The organism is Streptomyces sp. NPDC059524, from assembly GCF_042749255.1.
In the GTDB taxonomy this organism is placed as follows: domain Bacteria; phylum Actinomycetota; class Actinomycetes; order Streptomycetales; family Streptomycetaceae; genus Streptomyces; species Streptomyces xanthii.
The window spans coordinates 1-20,725 of record NZ_JBHYTK010000142.1; the positions used below are offsets into that span (position 1 = coordinate 1).

The 20,725-nt window shown below is 71.9% G+C and carries 16 protein-coding genes; 8 read left to right on the plus strand and 8 right to left on the minus strand.

Features of this window, described 5'->3' with window-relative positions:
- Nucleotides 1-117: 117 nt before the first annotated feature.
- From ACFW9D_RS30165 to dnaK, 4 genes are read right to left on the minus strand one after another with little or no spacing between them, the layout of a single operon-like run.
- Entirely contained in the window at nt 118-567 is a 450-nt protein-coding gene (locus tag ACFW9D_RS30165) for a heat shock protein transcriptional repressor HspR (RefSeq protein WP_188338114.1), read from the minus strand.
- 5 nt (nt 568-572) lie between these two features.
- Nucleotides 573-1,766 carry a molecular chaperone DnaJ gene (gene dnaJ / locus ACFW9D_RS30170; RefSeq protein WP_188338113.1) on the minus strand — a complete coding sequence of 398 codons (1,194 nt, stop codon included), beginning with the start codon at nt 1,764-1,766 and terminating at the stop codon, nt 573-575.
- Nucleotides 1,767-1,811: 45 nt separating this feature from the next.
- The gene (grpE, locus tag ACFW9D_RS30175) at nt 1,812-2,477 is read right to left on the minus strand and encodes a nucleotide exchange factor GrpE (protein WP_384627066.1); all 666 of its coding nucleotides are present in this window, start codon (nt 2,475-2,477) and stop codon (nt 1,812-1,814) included.
- Nucleotides 2,474-4,324, minus strand: coding sequence for a molecular chaperone DnaK (dnaK, locus tag ACFW9D_RS30180; RefSeq protein ID WP_188338111.1), 1,851 nt, complete (start codon nt 4,322-4,324; stop codon nt 2,474-2,476). The genes grpE and dnaK overlap by 4 nt, the downstream gene beginning before the upstream one ends.
- 173 nt (nt 4,325-4,497) lie before the next feature.
- Between dnaK and ACFW9D_RS30185 the strand changes: the two genes are divergently transcribed.
- Entirely contained in the window at nt 4,498-5,388 is an 891-nt protein-coding gene (locus tag ACFW9D_RS30185) for a glycosyltransferase family 2 protein (RefSeq protein ID WP_384627069.1), read from the plus strand.
- A gap of 192 nt (nt 5,389-5,580) precedes the next feature.
- Here ACFW9D_RS30185 and ACFW9D_RS30190 read toward each other — a convergent pair whose 3' ends face one another.
- The 4 genes from ACFW9D_RS30190 to ACFW9D_RS30205 are packed head-to-tail and all read right to left on the minus strand — an operon-like array spanning nt 5,581 to nt 9,047.
- The gene (locus tag ACFW9D_RS30190; protein ID WP_384627072.1) at nt 5,581-6,654 is read right to left on the minus strand and encodes a glycosyltransferase; all 1,074 of its coding nucleotides are present in this window, start codon (nt 6,652-6,654) and stop codon (nt 5,581-5,583) included.
- Nucleotides 6,651-7,067, minus strand: coding sequence for a hypothetical protein (locus ACFW9D_RS30195; RefSeq protein WP_188338108.1), 417 nt, complete (start codon nt 7,065-7,067; stop codon nt 6,651-6,653). The genes ACFW9D_RS30190 and ACFW9D_RS30195 overlap by 4 nt, the downstream gene beginning before the upstream one ends.
- Nucleotides 7,064-8,047, minus strand: a complete 984-nt coding sequence (locus ACFW9D_RS30200) for an MraY family glycosyltransferase (protein ID WP_384627076.1) — start codon at nt 8,045-8,047, stop codon at nt 7,064-7,066. Before ACFW9D_RS30200 ends, ACFW9D_RS30195 begins: the two co-directional genes overlap by 4 nt.
- Before the next feature lies 1 nt (nt 8,048).
- Entirely contained in the window at nt 8,049-9,047 is a 999-nt protein-coding gene (locus ACFW9D_RS30205; protein WP_384627079.1) for an NAD-dependent epimerase/dehydratase family protein, read from the minus strand.
- 299 nt (nt 9,048-9,346) lie between these two features.
- On the opposite strand from ACFW9D_RS30205, the gene ACFW9D_RS30210 reads away from it, so the two are divergent.
- The 7 genes from ACFW9D_RS30210 to ACFW9D_RS30240 form a co-directional block, all read left to right on the plus strand.
- Entirely contained in the window at nt 9,347-11,629 is a 2,283-nt protein-coding gene (locus ACFW9D_RS30210) for a (Fe-S)-binding protein (protein ID WP_384627082.1), read from the plus strand.
- A gap of 221 nt (nt 11,630-11,850) precedes the next feature.
- Nucleotides 11,851-13,365 carry an esterase gene (locus tag ACFW9D_RS30215; protein WP_384627085.1) on the plus strand — a complete coding sequence of 505 codons (1,515 nt, stop codon included), beginning with the start codon at nt 11,851-11,853 and terminating at the stop codon, nt 13,363-13,365.
- Nucleotides 13,366-13,506: 141 nt separating this feature from the next.
- Nucleotides 13,507-14,796 carry an FG-GAP repeat domain-containing protein gene (locus ACFW9D_RS30220; protein ID WP_384627088.1) on the plus strand — a complete coding sequence of 430 codons (1,290 nt, stop codon included), beginning with the start codon at nt 13,507-13,509 and terminating at the stop codon, nt 14,794-14,796.
- Between the two features lie 162 nt (nt 14,797-14,958).
- Nucleotides 14,959-16,437: a VCBS repeat-containing protein gene (locus ACFW9D_RS30225; protein ID WP_384627091.1), complete on the plus strand. Its 1,479-nt coding sequence runs from the start codon at nt 14,959-14,961 to the stop codon at nt 16,435-16,437.
- A gap of 147 nt (nt 16,438-16,584) precedes the next feature.
- On the plus strand, nt 16,585-17,958 hold the full coding sequence (locus ACFW9D_RS30230) for an FG-GAP-like repeat-containing protein (protein ID WP_384627094.1): 1,374 nt from the start codon (nt 16,585-16,587) through the stop codon (nt 17,956-17,958).
- Nucleotides 17,959-18,252: 294 nt separating this feature from the next.
- Nucleotides 18,253-19,686: an IS607 family element RNA-guided endonuclease TnpB gene (gene tnpB / locus ACFW9D_RS30235; RefSeq protein WP_384627097.1), complete on the plus strand. Its 1,434-nt coding sequence runs from the start codon at nt 18,253-18,255 to the stop codon at nt 19,684-19,686.
- Nucleotides 19,687-19,830: 144 nt separating this feature from the next.
- A partial coding sequence (locus ACFW9D_RS30240; RefSeq protein WP_384627100.1) for a Yip1 family protein occupies nt 19,831-20,725 on the plus strand: 895 nt, incomplete at its 3' end.

The window sequence follows — 20,725 nt, forward strand, 5'->3', positions numbered from 1 at the left end:
CCCGGCAGCCCGGAGTCCCGCCCGCTGCGGGCGCCGGAGGGCCACCACACCCCGGGGCCCCCCGGCGCGCGCCGCGCCCCGCGGGGGCGCCCCCGCCCCCCACGGCCTTGACGTGGGTCAGTCCTTCGGGCGCTTCGGGCGCCAGACCACCAGCGCGCTGGTCTGCTGGACCTCCTGGTACGGGACCAGGTCGCGGCGGTACGAGGCGTGGACCGCTGCCTCGCGCTGCTGCATGGCCGCCGCGGCGCCCTCCACCGCGGCGGAGAGCTCCGCGACGCGGGACTGGAGCGCGGCGACCTGGTTCTCCAGCTCGATGATGCGCTTGATGCCGGCCAGGTTGATGCCCTCTTGCTGCGACAACTGCTGGACGGTGCGCAGCAGTTCGATGTCGCGGGCCGAGTAGCGGCGGCCCCGCCCGGCCGTGCGGTCGGGCGAGACGAGGCCGAGGCGGTCGTACTGGCGCAGGGTCTGCGGGTGCAGGCCGGACAGCTGGGCCGCCACCGAGATCACGTACACCGGTGTCTCGTCGGTCAGTTCGTACGGGTTGCTTCGTCGACGGCCGTCCATCTGGCTCAGGCTCCCTTCGCCGCCTGGAACAGTTCTGCCCGCACGTCCGTGTCCTCAGTCGCCTTGGCGTACGACTCGAGGGCCGAACGGGCCTCGTCGGTCAGGTCCTGGTCCTTGGGAACCGCGACCTCGACCGTGACCAGCAGGTCTCCGCGCGTGCCGTCCTTGCGGACGGCGCCCTTGCCGCGGGCCCGCATCGTCCGCCCGTTCGGCGTGCCCGGGGGCAGCTTCAGGGTGACGGACGGGCCGCCGAGGGTCGGGACCTTGACCTCGCCGCCGAGGGCGGCCTCGGTGAACGTGACGGGGACGGTCACCGTGAGGTTGTCGCCCTTGCGGCCGAAGACGGGGTGGGCGTCGACGTGGACGACGACGTACAGGTCGCCGGCCGGGCCGCCGCGCTCACCGGGAGCACCCTTGCCGCGCAGGCGGATGCGCTGCCCGTCGGAGACCCCGGCGGGGATGCGCACCTGCATGGTGCGGGAGGACTTGGCGCGACCGGAGCCCTTGCAGACCTCGCAGGGGGTCTCGGCGATGAGGCCGCGCCCCTTGCAGTCCACACACGGGTCGGTGAGGGAGAAGCCGCCACCGCCGCCCCGCGAGACCTGCCCGGTGCCGACGCAGGTCGGGCACACGCGCGGCGTGCCGTTCTTGTCGCCGGTGCCGGAGCACGCCTTGCAGGGGGCCTGGGACGACATGCGGAGAGGCACCGTGGCCCCGTCCACCGCCTCGGTGAAGCTGAGCGTCACCTCGGACTCGATGTCCTGGCCCCGGCGCGGCTGGGTACGGGTGCCCGTGCCCGCGCCGCCCCGGTTGAACAGGCCGCCGAAGACGTCGCCGATGCCGCCGCCGAAACCACCCTGGCCCTGACTCTGGCCCTGGGCGCCGCCTCCGAAGAGGTCGCCCAGGTCGAAGTTGAACGTGCCGCCGCCGGCGCCGCCGGGTCCCGCACGGAACCCGCCGTTGCCGAACAGGGCACGCGCCTCGTCGTACTCCTTGCGCTTCTTGGCGTCGCCGAGGATGTCGTTCGCCTCGGAGATCTCCTTGAAGCGCTCCTCCGCCTTGGGGTTGCCCTTGTTGGCGTCGGGGTGGTTCTCGCGCGCCAGCTTGCGGTACGCCTTCTTGATCTCGGCGTCCGTGGCGTCCTTGGGGACGCCGAGGACCTTGTAGTAGTCCTTCTCGATGAAGTCCTTGGTGCTCATCGGCCCCGACGTCCCTCCTCACTCATTCCGTTGCGCGTGTGTACGTCAGCCCTTGTCCGGGCCACCGTCGTCCTTCTCGGCATCCTGGTCGGAGGCCTCGTCGGACTTGCCCTGCGCGCCCGGCTGCGGCTCGGCCACGGCCACCCGCGCGGGGCGGATGGTGCGCTCGCCGATCCGGTAACCCGGCTGCAGGATCGCCACGCAGGTCGTCTCGGTGACGTCCGGCGCGTAGCTGTGCATCAGGGCCTCGTGCACGGTCGGGTCGAAGGGCTCGCCCTCCTTGCCGAACTGCTGCAGGCCCATCTTCGCCACGACCGTCTCCAGCGACTCGGCGACGGACTTGAAGCCGCCGACCAGCTCGCCGTGCTCACGGGCGCGGCCGACGTCGTCGAGGACGGGAAGCAGCTCGGACAGGAGGTTCGCGACGGCGATCTCCTTGACCGTGACGCGGTCCCGCTCCACGCGGCGCCGGTAGTTCTGGTACTCGGCCTGCAGGCGCTGGAGGTCGGCGGTGCGCTCGCCGAGGGCGGTGCGCACCTGGTCCAGCTGTGCCGTGAGGGCCACATCACCTGCGGACGAAGCGGAAGCTGAGTCCCCGGCCGGGGCCGCCCCCTCCTTGTCGGAGGGAGCGGACTTCGGCTCGGCGTCGTCGGCGCCGGAGGGGACGTCAGGCTTCTCGTTCTCCTCGAAGCCCGGGGTCTCCTCCGTCACGCGGCACCGTCCTTGCGGTCCTCGTCGACGATCTCGGCGTCGACGACGTCGTCGTCGGCCTTGGCGTCACCCTGCGGGGCGTCGCCCTCGGGACCGCCGGCGGCCTGGGCGCCCTGGGCGTCGGCGTACATGGCCTGGCCCAGCTTCTGCGAGACGGCGGCGACCTTCTCGGTGGCGGTGCGGATCTCGGCCGTGTCCTCGCCCTTGAGCTTCTCCTTCAGCTCGGCGACGGCGGACTCGACCTCGGTCTTCACGTCACCCGGAACCTTGTCCTCGTTGTCCTTGAGGAACTTCTCCGTCTGGTAGACGAGCTGCTCGCCCTGGTTGCGCGACTCGGCGGCCTCGCGGCGGGCGTGGTCCTCCTCCGCGTACTTCTCGGCCTCTTCGCGCATCCGGTTGACCTCGTCCTTCGGCAGCGAGGAGCCACCGGTGACGGTCATCTTCTGCTCCTTGCCCGTGCCGAGGTCCTTCGCGGTCACGTGCATGATGCCGTTGGCGTCGATGTCGAAGGCGACCTCGATCTGCGGGACGCCGCGCGGGGCCGGCGGCAGACCGGTCAGCTCGAACATCCCGAGCTTCTTGTTGTACGCCGCGATCTCGCGCTCGCCCTGGTAGACCTGGATCTGGACGGACGGCTGGTTGTCCTCGGCGGTGGTGAAGATCTCGGACCGCTTGGTCGGGATCGTCGTGTTCCGCTCGATGAGCTTCGTCATGATGCCGCCCTTGGTCTCGATACCAAGCGACAGCGGGGTCACGTCGAGGAGCAGGACGTCCTTGACCTCACCCTTGAGGACACCGGCCTGCAGGGCGGCGCCGATGGCGACGACCTCGTCCGGGTTCACGCCCTTGTTGGCCTCGTTGCCGCCCGTCAGTTCCTTGACGAGCTCGGCGACGGCCGGCATACGGGTCGAGCCACCGACGAGAACGACGTGGTCGATCTCGGAGAGCTGGATGCCCGCGTCCTTGATGACGTTGTGGAACGGCGTCTTGCAGCGCTCCAGCAGGTCGGACGTGAGCTGCTGGAACTGGGCGCGCGTGAGCTTCTCGTCCAGGTGCAGCGGGCCCTCGGCGGACGCCGTGATGTAGGGCAGGTTGATCGTGGTCTCCGTGGAGGAGGACAGCTCGATCTTGGCCTTCTCGGCCGCCTCGCGCAGGCGCTGGAGCGCCATCTTGTCCTTGGAGAGGTCCACGCCGTGGCCGTTGTTGAACTGCTTGACCAGGTAGTCGACGACGCGCTGGTCCCAGTCGTCACCACCGAGGTGGTTGTCACCGTTGGTGGCCTTCACCTCGACGACACCGTCGCCGATCTCCAGCAGCGAGACGTCGAACGTACCGCCACCGAGGTCGAAGACCAGGATGGTCTGGTCGTCCTTGTCGAGGCCGTAGGCCAGGGCGGCGGCCGTCGGCTCGTTGACGATGCGCAGGACGTTCAGGCCCGCGATCTCGCCGGCCTCCTTCGTCGCCTGACGCTCCGAGTCGTTGAAGTACGCCGGGACGGTGATGACCGCGTCGGTGACCTTCTCGCCCAGGTAGGCCTCGGCGTCCCGCTTCAGCTTCTGCAGGATGAAGGCGCTCATCTGCTGCGGGTTGAAGTCCTTGCCGTCCAGGTTGATCTTCCAGTCAGTGCCCATGTGGCGCTTGACCGAGCGGACCGTCCGGTCCACGTTCGTGACCGCCTGGCGCTTGGCGACCTCGCCGACCAGCACCTCGCCGTTCTTCGCGAAGGCGACGACGGACGGCGTGGTCCTGGCGCCCTCCGCGTTCGTGATGACGGTGGGCTCGCCGCCTTCGAGAACGCTGACGACGGAGTTAGTCGTGCCCAGGTCGATGCCGACCGCACGTGCCATTTCGATTCCTCCAGCTGACTACTTGAGTGGAACTGGCTCAAGGGTGCACCACCCCACCCCTCCCCGTCAACAGACCTGAGTCGAGCCCGCTCAACTTTTATTCAGCCCTTATGGGCAAGCAGATTGCCGACGCGCCGCGAGGGGGCGGGAGTTGGACTCGTCCCGGTGCCCTTATGTACCTAATATCCCTTATGGAGTCGCAGCCGCCCCAGGTAGCCGTACTGATGACCTGCCGCGACCGCCGCGCCTCGACGCTCGCCGCCCTCGACGCCCTCGCCGCGCAGACCGGGCTGCCGGCCGGCACGCGCGTGCGGGTCCATCTCGTCGACGCGGGGTCCCGCGACGGCACCGCCGAGGCCGTCCGCCGCGCGCACCCCGGCGTCCAGGTCGCCGAGGCCGGGCCCGACGTCTACTGGAGCCACGGCATGCGCCTCGCCAGCCGCAACAGCCGCGCGGCGGGACTTCCCGAGCCGACGCACCAGCTCTGGCTCGGCGTCGGGGTGCGGCTGCGGGCCGGGGCGCTCGCGGAGCTCCTCGCGACCGCGCGGCGCTTCGACGACGCGGCGATCGTCGTCGGGGCGGTCGCCCGCGCGGGGGTCACCGTGCGGTCGGGGCGGTCCGGGCCGCCCGCGCTCGCCCTGGTCGAGCCGACTGGGGCGCCCGAGCGCTGTGCCACGTACGACGGGGACGTGGTGCTGGTGCCGTGGGCGGTACGGGAGCGGGTCGGGGACATCGACAAGGTGTTCCGGCACGGGATGGGGGATCACGATCACGGGCTGCGGGCGCGGCGGGCCGGGGTCGCGGCGTACGTGGCTCCGCGAACCGTCGGGGAGTGGGCCGGGGGCGGTTCCGGGCGGCCCGCGTCCTCGGAGCCGGGGATCGGGGTGCGGGAGGCGCTGCGGCGGGTCGCGTCCGAGGCGGAGCGGCCCGTGTGGCCCTGGGCGGTGTACTGCGTGCGGCATGCGGGGGTCCGGGCGCCGGGGTTGATCGTGGCGCCGTACGTCTTGGCGGCACTGCGGGCTGGTCGCACCCGGGGGCGCGGCCACCGGGGGGCCTCTCCCTGAGCGTTGCCGGGTGCGGGCCGGTGGGGGGCTGGTCGCGCAGTTCCCCGCGCCCCTGAGATGCGCACTTCGTGCGCGATCTCATCGGGCGCTTGCGCCTCGGGGAAATGCGACCCGAAGGGTCTGCATTTCAGGGGCGCGGGGCTGTATCGATCAGCGGCTCCGCCGCGGGGCGCGACCAGGCCCCACCCACCCCTAGCCGCGTACGAGACCAGAAGGACCGTGCTGGATGGCGGCGGCGTACACATGGGCCACCCGGTCGAGCCAGGGCTCGGGCGCGTAGGACTCGCTGTGGACGGCGCGGCAGTGCGCGGACAATCCCGGGAACAGGCGCTCGGCCACGTCCAGGGCGGAGCCCAGCGGAGCGGTCCAGGAGGCCACCGTCCCCGTCCCCTCGGCCCGGACGGCCCGCGGCACCGCCGCACCCCCCACGGCCAGCACGGGCACCCCCGCGGCCAGCGCCTCCGCGTAACAGACGGGCAGGTCCTGCGCCCCGCGCCCGGGCACGACGAGCCCGCGCCGCCCCACGAGTCCGGCCCGCAGCCCGCCCCGCCCGACCGGACCCGAAAACCGTACGGAGGCGGGGGCCGCGGCGCGGCAGGCCCCTTCGAGCGGCCCCGCGCCCAGCACGTCGAGGCGTCGGCCCTCGGGCCAGCGGCGCAGCAGGTCGAGGATCCCGGCCTCCGGGGCGAGCCGGCCCACGTAGGTCCAGGGCCCTTCGGGGGCGTCCGGCACGGTCGGCGCGGCGGGCGCGAAGTCGGGGATCAGGGCGAGGCGCCGCAGCGGCACCCCGGCGCGCAGGTACTGGTCGCGGGCCGGTTCGGAGCGGACGACGAGCCGGTCGGCGCGGCGCAGCAGCGGGTCGCGGGCGGCGCGGGCGGCGCGGGCCTGCGGCAGCGCGGCGAGCCGGTGCAGGACGCCGCCGGCGCCACCCTGGGGGCGGGTGTCGCGCAGGGTGGCGACGAGCGGGCCGGTCCAGTCGGCGGCCCAGGCGCGTCCGGCGCCGGGCGGGGCGTGGTGGATGTGGGTGACGTCGGGGGCGAGGGCCCGCAGCGCGCTCAGCGGGCCGCGGCCCTGCCCGGTGACGACGGTGACCGGGCAGGGTGCGCGGCGTCGCGGCGCCGCGTGCAGCGGTCCGCCCGCGGCGGTGACGACGAGGTGCACGTCGTGCCCGGCGCGGACGAGCGCGGCGGCCTGGTCGAGCACGGCGGCGTTCTCCCCACCGGGCCCGCCGGGCCCGTGGAACCCGTGCACCAGCGCGATCCTCACGCGAACGCCGCCTCTCCCGCGACCCCCGTCCGCACCAGGGTCAGGTCCTCCTCGAAGGGGCCCGCGCCGGCGAGGATCTGGGGGAGTTCGGGGTGGCGGTCGACCTGGAGGAGGACGCGTTCGCCGGGGGCGACGACCTCTTCCCACATGCCGTCGAGGCGGCGGGTCCAGCGGGTGTCGCGGTCGCCGAGGGCGTACGGGAGCACCTGCCAGGCCGTGTCGCGGGAGGCCGCCCTGCGGACCCCGGCGCGGGGGCCGCCGAAGGGCTCGAAGGAGACGATGCGGCCGCGGTAGCCGGCCCGGCGCAGGGCGCGTCCGAAGCCGCCGTCGTGGGCGCCGGAGTCCAGCACCAGGTCGATCTCGTCCTGGACCAGCCGGCGCACCAGGTCCCGTGCCCCGCCGAACGTCCTCATGTGCGTACCCCTTCGGTTCGTACCGCCTCGGAAGCCTTCGTGTCGCGCAGCGCGAGGAGCACGGCGAGGGCGAGTGCGGCGGCCGGCCACCACACGGCCTCGGGACCGAGCGCGCCCCGGTGCAGCAGCACGCCGACGACGGTGGTGAGCGCGGTCGCGACGCCCAGGGCGACGGCCGCGCCGGGCGCGGTCAGGCCGAGCCGGCGCAGCCGGTGCGCGAGGTGCGCGGGGCGGCGGGCCCGGCGCCGGGTCACCAGGGCGAGCACGGCGTCGGCGGCGGGCAGGGCGGTGAGCGCGAACATCGAGGCGGCCGGTTCGGGCGCGGTGTGCTCCGCGTTGACCAAGAGCGCGGCGCCCGCGACGAGGAACCCCGTGTAGAGCGCGCCGCAGCCGCCGGCCCGGGCCCGCGCCGGGTGCCAGGCGTGCATCAGGTGCCCGGTGAGCGCGGCGGCGAGCAGCGCGAGGAGCACCGCGAGCGCGCCGAGCCCTTCGGCGCCCGCGCACACGCACAGGCCGAGCGCGGTGACGACGCCGACGGTGCCCATGACGCCCTCGGAGGTGTCGAGCTGCCGGAAGGCGTGGGTGACGAAGACGATCCACAGGACGGCCAGGGCCCCGGTGAGCAGCCCGAGCCCGGCCAGGTGGACGACGACGGTGGCGGCCGCGGCCTCGGCGGCGATCCGTACCCGTGCGTCGAGTCCGCCGGGCCGCAGCCCGTCGGCGAGCCCGAGCAGGCCGACGACGGTGGCGCCGGTGAGCAGCGCGGTCGTGGCGGGGTCGAGCGGCACGGTGCCGGTCAGGGCTCCGGCGGCGGCGACCGCCCCGGTGACGGTGAGCAGGGCGAGGCCGCCGACGCGCGGCGCGCCGCGCAGGGCGACGCCCCGGCGGCGGCGCCGGCCGAGCGCGAGGGGGCGCAGGGCGGCGGTCAGCAGGGTGGTGAGCAGCAGTGCGGCCGACGCGGCGGCGGTCCCGTACAGCACGTCAGCCCCGGGCCGCGGCGGCGAGCGGTGCGGCGGGCCGGCGGGCGGCCGCGTCGGCGAGGGCCGCGTCGACGATGTCGTCGAGGGTACGGCGGGGCCGCCAGCCGGTGAGTGCGCGCAGTTTGCCGGTGTCGGGGATCCGGGTCGGGTCCTCGCCGCCGGGCGCGCCGGTGTCGTGGGGGACGAAGCGGAGCGCGGACGGGGAGCCGGCGCGCTCGACGACGAGGCCCGCGAGGTCGGCGACGGCGGTCGGCTCGCCGCAGCCGACGTTGACGACCTCGCCGACGGCGCCGGGGTGGTCCAGGAGCCGCAGCAGCGCTTCGGTGACGTCGTCGACGTGGGCGAGGCAGCGTCTCTGGGTGCCGTCGCCGTGGACGGTGAGGGGCCGGCCGGCGAGCGCCTGCGCGGCGAAGGTGGGCACGACGGCGCCGCAGCCGGGCGCCTGGCGCGGCCCGGCGGTGTTGAACAGGCGGGCGACGGTAACGGGCAGTCCGTGCTCGCGGTGGTGGCCGAGGGCGAGGATCTCGTCGACGGCCTTGGCGGTGGAGTGCGACCAGCGGGCGACGGTGGTCTGGCCGAGGATCCGGTCGTCGGTCTCGGCGAGCGGGCCCGCGCCGTTCTTCCCGTAGATCTCGGAGGTGGAGGCGAGCAGCAGCCGGCGGCGGTGGCGCAGGGCGGCGGCGACGACGGTCTCGGTGCCGCGCACGTTCGCGGTGAAGGAGTCGAGGGGGCGGGCGGCGACGCGGGCGCCGACGGTGGCGGCGAGGTGGACGACGACGTCGCAGCGGCCGGTGAGCTCGTCGACGAGCCGGTCGTCGAGGACGGATCCGCGGACGAAGCGCAGTCCGCGCTGCGGCCAGGCGCGGTCGAGGTTGGCGCGGTCGCCGGTGGAGAGGTCGTCGAGCACGACGACGGTGTGGCCCCGGTCGAGGAGGGCGTCCGTCAGATGCGAGCCGATGAAGCCCGCGCCGCCGGTGACCAGGTAGGTGAGCGCGTCCATCGGGCCCCTCGACTGATTGCGGTATCGGGATGACACCGGGGGGCTCGCCCGTCCGGATACCGACTTAAGGTAATCCGTTATGTCCAAATATGGGGCGAATAACACGATCTACCGCGCGGCGCAGCCCGAGCCCGCCATCGGGCCCACTGAGTGATACCTCAGCGACACAGATCACGACCCTGGCGACTACATTGCGACCGGGTAAGTGGGTAGTCTCAGACGGACTGCATAAGTTACCGCTTAGTAATCAATCGTCGGTCAACAACGAGACCTCCCCTCGCAGGCCCGAGGAGCCCCCAATGCAACTCGCCGCGATCATCGTGTCGCTGGTTCTGATCGTGGTGGGCGCGGCGCTGTTCGTCCGTGCTCTCCTGCAGATCTACAACTTCATGCGGCTCGGCCAGAACGTGCCCAAGGGCACCCGCACGGACGATCCCGCACAGCGCACCCTCACCGTGGCCAGGGAGTTCCTCGGCCACACCCGCATGAACCGCTGGGGCGTCGTCGGTGTCGCGCACTGGTTCGTGGCGGTGGGCTTCTTCTCCCTGCTGCTGACGATCGTCAACGCCATCGGCCAGCTGTTCCAGGCGGACTGGCTGCTGCCGATCATCGGTGAGTGGGCGCCCTACAACGTCTTCGTCGAGTTCATCGGCACCATGACGGTCCTGGGCATCGTCGTCCTCATCGCGATCCGCCAGCTGTCCCACCCGCGCAAGCCGGGCCGCAAGTCCCGCTTCGCCGGCTCCAACTTTGGCCAGGCGTACTTCGTCGAGGCCGTCATCCTCATCGTCGGCGTCTGCATCTTCATGCTGCACGCCCTCGAAGGCGCCCAGCACCACGTCGACAGCTACGAGGCGTCGTTCTTCATCTCGTACCCCGTCGTGAACGCGCTGGAGGGCCTGGACGTCTCCACGCTCCAGAACCTCACCTACTTCTTCGCCGGTCTGAAGATCGCGACCTCCTTCATCTGGATGATCACGGTCGCCCTGAAGACCGACATGGGTGTCGCCTGGCACCGCTTCCTGGCCTTCCCGAACATCTGGTTCAAGCGCGACGCCAAGGGCGACACCTCGCTCGGCGAGCTGCTCCCGATGACCTCCAAGGGCGAGCCGATCGACTTCGAGGACCCCTCGGACGACGACGTCTACGGCGTCTCGCAGATCGAGCACTTCTCCTGGAAGGGCCTGCTCGACTTCTCCACCTGCACCGAGTGCGGCCGCTGCCAGTCGCAGTGCCCCGCCTGGAACACGGGCAAGCCGCTCTCCCCGAAGCTCCTCATCATGTCGCTGCGCGACCACGCCCACGCCAAGGCGCCCTACCTGCTCGCGGGTGGCGGCAAGTCCATGGAGGGCGAGGAGAAGGCTACCGAGGAGCAGCTCAAGGACGTCCCCGCGGCCGCCCTGGCCGAGGCCGAGCGCCCCCTCATCGGCACCGCCGAGGAGAACGGCGTCATCGACCCCGACGTCCTGTGGTCCTGCACCACCTGCGGCGCCTGCGTCGAGCAGTGCCCGGTCGACATCGAGCACATCGACCACATCGTCGACATGCGCCGCTACCAGGTGATGATCGAGTCCGCGTTCCCGTCCGAGGCGGGCACGATGCTCAAGAACCTGGAGAAGAAGGGCAACCCCTGGGGCCTCGCCAAGAAGCAGCGCCTGGAGTGGCTCAAGGAGCTCGACTTCGAGGTGCCGGTCGTCGGCAAGGACATCGAGGACCTCACCGAGGTCGAGTACCTCTACTGGGTCGGCTGCGCCGGCGCCCTCGAGGACCGCGCCAAGAAGACCACCAAGGCCTTCGCCGAGCTGCTCAACATCGCGGGCGTCAAGTTCGCGATCATGGGCGGCGACGAGAAGTGCACCGGTGACTCCGCCCGCCGCCTGGGCAACGAGCCGCTGTTCCAGCAGCTCGGCCAGGAGAACGTCATGGCGCTCAACATGGCCTTCGGCGAGGAGTACGACGACGACGGCAAGGTGACGGAGGAGTCCAAGAAGCCCCGCACCGCCAAGAAGATCGTCGCCACCTGCCCGCACTGCCTCAACACGATCGGCAACGAGTACCCGCAGATCGGCGGCGACTACGAGGTCATCCACCACACCCAGCTGCTCCAGCACCTGGTGGACGAGGGCAAGCTGATCCCCGTGACCCCGGTCGAGGGCATCATCACGTACCACGACCCCTGCTACCTGGGCCGCCACAACAAGATCTACACGCCCCCGCGCGAGATCATCGGCAAGGTCCCGGGCCTGCGCAACGAGGAGATGCACCGCCACAAGGAGCGCGGCTTCTGCTGCGGCGCCGGCGGCGCCCGCATGTGGATGGAAGAGCGCATCGGCAAGCGCATCAACAACGAGCGCGTCGACGAGGCCCTGTCCCTCAACCCGGACATCGTCTCCACCGCCTGCCCGTTCTGCCTCGTCATGCTGACCGACTCGGTCAACGGCAAGAAGAACGACGGCAAGGCCAAGGAGTCCATCCAGGTCGTGGACGTGGCCCAGCTGCTCCTCGACTCCGTCAAGACGCCGGCCGACCCGGCGGGCGAGACGGAGACCGAGGACGCGCCGGAGCCGGAGCCGGTCAAGTAGGCCGCCACTCGGGAGACATCAGCCTCTGAGGCGGACTCCCGTACGACATCGAGGGCATCCCGTGAATTCACGGGGTGCCCTCTTTGTCGTAAGAAAGCCGCTGTAAGAGCCGTACAACCCTTCCGGTTGATCCCGTGTCAAACGGTATGTCGGAAAAGGAACGGGCCCTTTCCGGCCGTCCCCCCGCGCTGCCCGGCCCTCCGTCAGCCCAGGAGCCGCACGTGCGCAAGAACCGTTCGGCCGCCCTCGCAGCGGCGTCATTCCTTCTTCTCGGCGGCATGTTCATCGCCACCGCCCCGTCCGCGTACGCCGGCACGCCCGGCGGGACCCGCGCGAACGACCGCAACACCGACTTCAACGGCGACGGCTACGACGACGTGCTCGTCGGCGCGCCCGGCGCCACCGTCGGCGGGCACACCGGCGCCGGACTCGTCACCGTCCAGTACGGCGGCTCCGGCGGCATGGGCACCACCCGCTCCGCGGTGTTCAGCCAGGACACCACCGGGGTGCCCGGCGGCGCCGAGACCGGGGACGCGTTCGGCCAGGCCGTCGCCACCGGCGACCTCGACGGCGACGGCTACGACGACGCGATCGTCGGCGCGCCCGGCGAGGACCTCGCCTCCTTCGCCGACTCCGGCGGCGGCGTCGTCTTCTGGGGCACACCCAGAGGCCTCACCGGCGCCGACAGCACCTGGCTGCAGTCCGACGAGCTCGCCGCCGGACGCCACTTCGGCTCCGCGCTCGCCGCCGCACGCTTCTCCGACACGACCCCCGGCGACCTCCTCGCCGTCCTCGACAACGTCGGCCTCTCGATCTACCGCTACGAGACGGCCCCCGCCGCCGCCCGCAGCACCGGCAAGAACCTCGCCCGCGACTCACGGCGCAACTTCACCCAGAACGCGCCCGCCGCCCGCGCTGCCCAGGACGAACCGGAAGGCATCCAGCCCAAGTCCCTGACCACCGGCGACTACGACGCCAACGGCTTCGCCGACCTCGTCGTCTCCGGCACCTCCGTCGGCTCCGAGCCCGGCCACGGCTGGTCCTACGTCCTGCCCGGCACCGCCTCCGACGCCGACCCGCTGCCCATCCTCGCCGTGCGCGGCGGCCCCGTCGTGGCCTCCGGCGACGTCAACGGCGACGGCAAGGACGACCTGATCACCGGCGAACCCCACAGCCCCGACGACGGCGGCGAGACCATGACCGGCGGCCTCGTCGGCGTCCACTACGGCTCGGCCACCGGCCCCTACGGCGAACCCGAGTGGTGGACGCAGAACACCACCGGAGTGCCCGGCACCGCCGAGAAGGGCGACGGCTGGGGCAGCGACCTCTCCGTCGGCGACACCAACGGCGACGGCTTCGCCGACCTGGCCGTCGGCGCGTCCGGCGAGGACATCGGCACGGTCGCCGACGCGGGCGCGGTCTGGGTGCTGCGCGGGTCCGCCGGCGGTCTCACCGCGACCGGGGTGAAGGACTTCAACCAGAACTCCACGAACGTGCCGGGCACCGCCGAGAAGGGGGACAAGTTCGGCGCACAGGTCGCGTTCACCGACCCCAACGACGACGGCCGCTTCGGGCTCCTCGCCGCCGCGCCGGGCGAGAACACGAACGACGGCGTGATCTGGGTCTTCTCCGCGGGATCGGGAGGCGTCACCGCGACCGGCTCCTGGACCTACGGCGCGGGTTCCCTCCACGCCCCCTACCAGAACGCCCGCTTCGGAGCCGCCATCGACGACTGATCCGTACCGCCGGGCGGGGCCGCACCCATGCGCGGCCCCGCCCCACGTGACGCAGTAGCCACCCCCCGCCCCTTAACCTCCCGCCCGTCAAAAGCCATCATGTTGCGGTCACACACACAAAAAAGCGGGCGGGGACACACGGTGAACACGAGAACCAGGACACTCGGCATCAGCGGAGCACTGGCGCTCGCCCTCACCCTGCCCCTGACGGCCTGCTCCGGCGGCGACGGCGCCTCCGCCGGCAAGACCGCCCCCTCGGCCCTGGCCGCCAAGAAGGCCCACACCCAGACCCGCCCGATCCCCGAGGGCAAGGGCAGCAAGGTCCCCTCCGACTTCAACGGCGACGGCACCCCCGACCTCGTCCTCGACGACCTCGCCCACAAGGGCCTCGGCGACGACCCCGGCATCGGCATCGTCTACGGCCGCGAGAAGCACGGACCCGACCCGGCCACCCGCCAACTGCTCTCCCCCGCCGAGTACGCCGCCCCGACGAAGGGCCAGATCCCGGCCGCGTTCAGCTCCGAGGCCGCCTGCGACCTCAACCGCGACGGCTTCTCCGACCTCGTCGTCTCCACCGACCCGCCCTACGACGGCCAGGGCCGGCCCCCCGTCCCCGTGCAGATCCTCTTCGGCTCCCCCACCGGCATCTCCGGCAAGGCCGTCACCCTCCGCATCCCGGACAAGGCCCGCTTCGGCAACGACTGGCCCGACCAGCCCGTGTGCGGCGACTTCGACGACGACGGCGACGGCGACCTCGTCATCCACGCCAGCGGCGGCCGACTCACCTTCCTGCCCGGCCCGTTCACCCGCGCCGGAGCCCCCCGCGGCGCCGCCCGCCTCGTCCAGGCCTCCGGCAACGTCCCGGCCGGCCCCGCCTCCGACCTCGACGGCGACGGCGCCGACGACGTCCTGGTCCGCGCCCACACCGGCACCGCCCGCTCCGCCCTCGTACGCGGCGGCCCCACCGGCCCCGGCCGCCCCGGGGCCAAGTACCCCGCGGGCGAGGACGTGGCCTTCGGCCGCTTCGGCACGACCCCCGGCGCGGCGGTCCTCACCACCACCGGCATCACCCTCTACGGCCCCCAGGGCGCGGCGGGCCGCACGGTGAAGGTCCCCGCGCCGACCGGATCGGCCCTGGACGCGGGCGACTTCGACGGCGACGGCCGCACCGACCTCGTCGTCTCCGGCGACGCCGGCGACCCCGTCCGCATGCTGCACGGCGGCACCCGGCTCCTGTCGGGCCCCGACGTGAAGGGCCACGTCGTCGCCGTCGCGGACTTCGACGGCGACGGCAAGGACGACCTCGTCCTGCAACGGGCCGCGGCGGACGGCGACACCGACACGGTCGAGGTGCTGCGCGGCGTCACCGAGCCCGCCATCGCCTCTCCCGACGCCGCACTCGCCTTCTCCACCACGGTGTTCACCGGCTGACACAAATTGTCACCGCCCCCGTACAACCCTTGCACCCCACAAGGAGTCTCCTGTTCGCCGAACCGCCGATCATGCCCCGGACAACTCCGGGTGAACGACGGCGAAACCGGCACCTCATCGTCGCGGATGCCCGCCAGGCATCCCCTGCAGCAGGAGCCACGTATGGCCAAGCACAGACACCTCCTCACGGCGACCGCCGTCGCCGCGGCCCTCACCGGCGCCCTCGCCGTCACCGCCACGGGCACGGCCACGGCCGGCGACTCCGTCCACCACCACGAGGCCGACTTCAACGGCGACGGGTACGGCGACGTCGCGTTCTCCGCGGGCGACGCGACCGTCGCGGGCTACAAGGAGGCCGGCTCGATCGTCGCCCTCTACGGCTCCCCCACCGGCGTCAGCGGCACCAAGCGCGCCACCCTCACCCAGAACTCGCCGGGCGTTCCGGGCGGCGCCGAGAAGGGCGACCACTTCGGCTGGATGAGCGCCTACGGAGACTTCAACAAGGACGGCTTCGACGACCTCGCCGTGTCCGCCTCCTTCGAGGACATCGACGGCGACACCGACGGCGGCATGGTCACCATTCTGTGGGGGTCCGCCGGCGGCCTGACCGGCGGCACCACGCTCCCCGACCCGGCCGTCACCTCCCACGACCGCTGGGGCAAGACCCTCGCCGCGGGCGACTTCGACGGCGACGGGGTCGAAGACCTCGCGGTCGGCTCCACCGGCGCCGCCGTCTACGTCTACAAGGGCGGCATCACCAAGTCCGGCACCTCGGGCGGCCGTTACACAGTCAAGCCGAACGTCATCGCCGCCAGCGACGCGGGCCCGCTCAACCTCACCGCCGGCGACGTCAACGGCGACAAGAAGACCGACCTGATCGTCAACGGCTACGAGAACGGCACCGAATACGGCTGGAACACCAACTACTACGTCCCCGGCTCCGCCTCCGGCCTCACCATGAGCGGCGCCAAGCAGCTCAAGCGCGGCGTGATCACCGGCATCGGCGACGTGAACGGCGACGGCTACGCCGACATCGTCACCGGCCAGAGCTGGGACCCGGAGAAGGACGGCTCTCCCTCCGTCCCCGAGTCCGTGGTCGGCGGCCAGGTCCACATCACGTACGGCTCGGCCACCGGCCCGGCCGGCACCACCAACGTCACCCAGGACTCCGGCAACGTCCCCGGCGGCTCCGAGCGCGGCGACTGGTTCGGCGGCGAGGTCTCCCTCGGCGACATCAACGGCGACGGCTACCAGGACCTGGTCGCGGGCGCCTCCGGCGAGAACCTCGGCAGCCCCTCGGTCGTCGACACCGGCGCGGTCACCGTCCTCTACGGCTCCCCGAACGGCATCGACACGCTCTCGGGCACCCAGTTCTTCGCCCAGTCCACCGCCGGCGTCCCCGGCGACGACGAGGCGTACGACTACTTCGGCTCCGAGGTGAAGCTCACGGACGTCACCGGCGACGGCAAGTCCGACCTGACGATCGGCGCCCTCGGCGAGAACGACTTCAACGGCTCCCTGACCTACCTCCCGTCCAACGGCACCAAGATCACCACGACCGGCGCCCGCTCGATCTCCACGACGGCCGCCGGCGTCAGCACGGACGGCTACCCGGAGTTCGGCGCGAACGCCGCCAACTGACGGTCTCCCGCCTCCGCCCCGCCCGGCCCCCCCGGCCCCCCCGCCCGGGGCGGCGCGCCCCCCCCCCCGGCCCCCCCCCCCGCCCCCGGGGCCCGCCCCCCCCCCCCCCCGCGCCCCGCCCCCCCGACTCCCCCTCCAGGAAGCCCCTTGCGCACCAGCCCCCTGACCTTGGCCCTCGGCGCCACACTCGCCGCAGCCCTGCTCACCCCGCTCACGGCCGCCCCGGCGAACGCGGCCGCGGCCAAGTACGCCGACGACTTCAACGGCGACGGCTACCGCGACTACGCGTACGCGAGCTACAGCGCCGGACGCGGCGGCAGCGTCGCCGTCGTGTTCGGCACCCCCAGCGGCCCCGGCACCACCGTCGCCCAGCGCATCAGCCAGGCCAGCACCGGTGTACCGGGCGCCGACGAGGCCGACGACATGTTCGGCGAGGTCCGCGCGGCAGCCGACTTCGACAAGGACGGCTACGGCGACCTCGCCGTCTCGGCGCCCCACGAGGCCGGCTCCTACGGCGTCAACCAGGGCGCCGTGACCATCCTCTGGGGCTCACCGAAGGGCCTGTCCACCGGCACGACGCTGCCGAACAAGAACGCCGACTCTCACAACTCCATGGGCAAGGACCTGGCCACCGGCGACTTCAACGGCGACGGCAATCAGGACCTCGCCCTCGTCAACGGCTCGGTCACCTATGTCTACCGGGGCCCGCTGACCCGATCCGGCACCACCGGGACCGTCACCAAGCTCGACAAGGAGACGTCCTTCTACTCGACCGCCCTGATCTCCGGAAAGGTCGACGGCGACGGCAAGACCGACCTCGTGATCATCGGCGACGTGGTCACCACCGAGTACATCGCCTCCGACGCCTGGTTCGTCAAAGGCGGTTCGAGCTCGCTCACCCCCGGCAAGAGCCTCCGCCTGGAGTCCGAGAACACCAACGGGGGCAGCACCGACCGCGGCGGCGACGGTGTCATCGCCGACTTCGACAAGGACGGCTACGGCGACATCGCCATCGGCACCCCCCTCTACTCGAAGCACAAGGGCCGCGTCAGCGTCTGGAACGGCTCCTCGTCCGGCCCTTCCACCAGCACCCGCATCACCCAGTCCTCCGACGGCGTGGCGGGCACTCCTGAGAGCTACGACAACTTCGGCTGGTCGGTGTCCGCGGGGGACGTCGACGGAGACGGCTACAAGGACCTCGCCGTCGGCGTCCACGGCGAGGAGATCGGCGGCGCCGCGTACGCGGGCGGTGTCCACATCCTCAAGGGCCGGTCGAGCGGCCTCTCCGGCACCGGCTCGCAGTGGTTCGCCCGCAACAGCTCCGGCGTGCCGGGCGCCCTCACGGAGGACGACTTCTTCGGCTACCTGGTGCGGCTGCGGGACACCGACCGCGACGGCAAGGCCGACCTGCTGGTCTCGGGGAACGTCAGCTCGCTCCGGCTGCCCGGCTCGGCGAGCGGCATCACCACCACCGGCGTGACCAAGATCGCCGAGCCGCCCGTGGACGGCTACCTCCAGTGACCCCTAGGGCGACCCCGTCTTGACTGACGGGGTCGCCGCGGAGGACCCGGCCCGAGTGGTGCTGTGTACGGCGTGCTGGGGATAACTGGCGGGTTGTGGAAAACTCCGCCACTCGTTCTGGTGGACGACGCCAATGCCCCTCAGCATCTGCCGGTTCCCGTCTTACGGTCGGCGCATGGTCACAGATCACTTCCCAGGTCGGGGGACGCTCTTAGAGGAGATGCACCGCCACGTTCGGGGCGAGGCGTGCGACGAGGCCCGGGGATGAAGGGGTTTCGGCCGCAGTCCGGGTTCGTGGTGCAGGCGTATCGCTTTGCTCTGGACCCGAACGCCGCCCAGGAGCGTGTGTTGCGTTCGCATTGTGGTGCGGCGCGGGCCGCGTACAACTGGGCGGTGGGCTGGGTGACCGCCCCCTGGTGGCAGCGCAGGGCCGAAGCATCGTACGGCGTCCCCGATGCGGAACTGACCGGGTGGCGGCCGTGGTCGCTGCCCGCGCTGCGCAAGGAGTTCAACGTCGTCAAGCACACCGATCCCCGGTTCGCAGACTGGTGGGAAGAGAACTCCAAGGAGGCCTACAACACCGGGCTCGCGAACGCGTCGGCCGCGTTCGACAACTACGCCAAGTCCAAGAACGGCAAACGCAAGGGTGCCCGGATGGGTGCGCCGCGCTTCAAGTCGAAGCGGAAGGCGCGCCTGGCCTGCCGGTTCACCACCGGCACCATCCGCGTGGATGCCGACGGCCGACATGTGACACTGCCCCGTCTGGGCACGATCCGCACCCACGAAACCACGGTGAAGCTCCTCGCGCGCATCCGGGGTGGGACGGCGCGGATCCTGTCCGCGACCGTCCGCCACGAACGCGGCCGATGGTTCGTGTCCTTCCAGACCGAAGTGAAACGCGACATCCAGCGCGTCATCCGACCGGACACGGTGGTCGGGATCGATCTCGGCGTGAAGACCCTCGCGGTGATGGCCGACAGCACCGGCGAGATCCGCACCGTCGCCAACCCCCGCCACTACGACAAGGCCCTGACCCAGCTGCGGCGCGCTTCTCGCGCCGTGTCCCGGCGCCGGGGCCCCGACCGCAGGACGGGGCAGAAGCCGTCGAAGCGGTGGGAGAAGGCCAACACCCAGCGGACCAAGATCCACCACCGGGTGGCGAACCTCCGCGCGGACGCCCTGCACAAGCTCACCACCACCGTCACCCGCACGTACGGCACGGTCGTGGTCGAGGATCTCCATGTTGCCGGGATGCTCCGCAACCATCGCCTGGCCCGCCGGATCGCCGACGCCGGATTCGGCGAGATCCGCCGCCAGCTCAGCTACAAGTCCCGGCGCAACGGCTGCCGCGTCCTGGCCGCCGACCGCTGGTATCCCTCCTCCAAGACCTGTTCCGGGTGCGGTGCGGTGAAAGCCAAGCTGCCGCTGCACATCCGGACCTACACATGCGATGCCTGCGGCCTGGTCATCGACCGGGACGCCAACGCCGCACTCAACCTCGCCGCACTCGCGGCCACCGCAGTAACTGGTACCGGAGTGGCCGGAGACCAGGACACCGCACAGCCGGTGTCGAAGCCTCGTGGAGCCGACCGCAAGACCCGCACCACCCGCACCACCCGCACCCGCCGCAAGGCGGGGCCGGGGCGGGCAGGTGGCGCAACCCTGCCGCACCAACGGCAGACAGAAACGAGAGACCGTACTCAAGCCCAAGCCCTCACGCTCTGGTGACGAGACGGACCTTCCGGGCCGAAATGCCCGGGATGCCGAGACCTGACTACGGACTCGGCAACGGATGTCACAGCTCAGCCGCAATGCGGGACCCGGTCCCCCGGGCTCGGCACCGGGCCGTCGAAACCAGGTACGTTCGACTACGTGGCTGGATTCAGGAACGGACGCGGCCGGGACAACCGCGAAGCGCCGCAGCAAGGGCACCCCCCGCACGCCCCGTACGGACAACCGCAGCAGCAGTACCCGCAGCAGCCGTACGGGCAACCGCAGCAGGCGCCTCAGCAGCAGTGGCCCCAGGGCGGCGGGCACGGCGAGCCGGAGTACTTCGGCGGCGGCGGCCACGACCCGTACGCGGCGAACAACCCGGGCCACACGCAGGCCTTCTCGGTGCACGAGGACCCGTACAACCAGGGCGCCACGTACCAGGCGGGCGCGGCCCCGGCGGGCCCCGTCGGCCCCCGCCTGCACTGGAAGGAACTCCTCTCCGGAGTCGTCCTGCGCCCCAACCAGACGTACCTCCAGATGCGGGACTACGCGATGTGGGGCCCCGCCCTCGTCGTGACCTTCGTCTACGGTCTGCTCGCGATCTTCGGCTTCGACGGAGCCCGCGAGGACGTGATCAACGCGACGATGTCGTCGGCGATCCCCTACGTCCTGACCACCGGCGTCGCCGTCACGATCAGCTTCTTCATCCTCGGCGTCGTCACGCACACCCTGGCCCGCCAGCTCGGCGGCGACGGCGCGTGGCAGCCCACGGTCGGCCTGTCCATGCTGATCGCCTGCCTGACGGACGCCCCGCGTCTGGTCGTCGGCATGTTCCTCGGCGGCGACGAGATGTTCGTGCAGCTGCTCGGCTGGGCCACCTGGCTGGCCGCCGGCGCCCTGCTGACCTCGATGGTCTCCAAGTCCCACGACCTCCCCTGGCCGAAGGCCCTGGCCGCGTCCGCGATCCAGCTGATCGCCCTGCTGTCGATCATCAAGCTGGGCACAGTACATCTGTGTCATAAAAAAAACAGTCGCTGCCCACGAATATGGGTGT